The organism is Arthrobacter sp. MYb214 (assembly GCF_002979865.1).
In the GTDB taxonomy this organism is placed as follows: domain Bacteria; phylum Actinomycetota; class Actinomycetes; order Actinomycetales; family Micrococcaceae; genus Glutamicibacter.
This window is the reverse complement of the sequence record NZ_PCPZ01000018.1, coordinates 1-1,105: the sequence shown is the minus strand read 5'-3', so window position 1 is coordinate 1,105 and position 1,105 is coordinate 1. Positions and strand designations below refer to the sequence as shown.

1 protein-coding gene and 1 pseudogene are annotated in these 1,105 nt (G+C 59.5%); one reads left to right on the top strand and one right to left on the bottom strand.

The features are described 5' to 3' along the window. Nucleotides 1-157 precede the first annotated feature (157 nt). Nucleotides 158-817 carry a GntR family transcriptional regulator gene (locus CQ012_RS17340; protein ID WP_105662740.1) on the bottom strand — a complete coding sequence of 220 codons (660 nt, stop codon included), beginning with the start codon at nt 815-817 and terminating at the stop codon, nt 158-160. A 151-nt stretch (nt 818-968) separates the two neighbouring features. On the opposite strand from CQ012_RS17340, the pseudogene CQ012_RS17950 reads away from it, so the two are divergent. Further along, nucleotides 969-1,105, top strand: a pseudogene (locus CQ012_RS17950) (serine hydroxymethyltransferase); the annotation flags it as partial.

Here is a 1,105-nt window from a genome sequence, read left to right as displayed (position 1 = left end):
CTCGGGGGGTGCTGGTGGGGTGAGGCTGTTTCCGTGCGCCTTTGCTTCGGACATGTTCTAATTATACTTCGCTTGTTAGAACATGTCTTCGATTCTGAGAAATGAGGATAAGTATTTTTTCGCAGTGCATGGCATCGCTCCAGCGGTGAAGCCGCGGCTAGAGAACGGATCGCACCGACGTCTCGAAATGCACGATATGCTCCAGGGCCAACTCCTGTGCCAGCTGCGCGTCGCCGTCGAGGATGGCTTGGAGCAGCGAGATGTGTTCTTCAATGTGCTCGTCGATGCTCGGCAGGCGATCCAGGGCCATGCACCAGATGCGGGTGGCAAGGTTATCCAGGCGGATCAGTGTCTGCTCCAGGTGGTGATTGCCGGCCGCTTGGTAGATCAGCCGGTGCACTTCCAGGTCGTTCTCCATCAGCGTGCGCCGGAGATTCGCGCCCGACAGCTGGCTGACGGCTTGGAGCGTTGCCTCGATGCGACTGCGTGCACTGCCGCCATGCAGGGCTGCTGCCTTGGCCGCGGCGAGGGGTTCCAGGGCTTCGCGGACTTCGGTGATATCGGCCAGCTCCGTGATGTCCACGCGGGTGGCAAAGGTGCCGCGTCGCGGATAGGACTGCACCAGGTGGTCGACCTCCAGGCGCTTGAGCGCCTCGCGCAACGGCGTGCGGCCGACCCCAAGTTCGTTGACCAGATGGGCTTCGTTGATCGGGTCGCCGGGGGCGATGTCCATCATGATGAGCCGGTCTCGCAGAACCAGGTAGGCGCGTTCAGCCAGGGACTCGGCGCCCACGGGAAGCTGTGTGGCGAGTGTCATCTTGCCTCCGTTTTCTCTGTTCCATACTGCGTGATTGCTACACGCTGAAATAATTTCGGGCTACCCATTGACCGGGCTGTGACTTCCATCATACAGTGAATCGCAGATTGATATATCAGTTGTCGGCAATTCATACATTTAGGAATGGGCAATGGCACAAGCTTCAACTCTCTCGGCAGATTCCCTGACCGCAGACCTCGCGCATCTCGATCCGGAGATCGCGCAGCGTATTGACGCTGAGCTGGCTCGCCAGCAGCGCGGCCTGGAAATGATCGCTTCGGAGAACCA

Excerpts from the sequence above, each read along its gene's own strand:
- CQ012_RS17340 (WP_105662740.1), bottom strand. The coding sequence starts at position 817 with ATGACACTCGCCACACAGCTTCCCGTGGGCGCCGAGTCCCTGGCTGAA.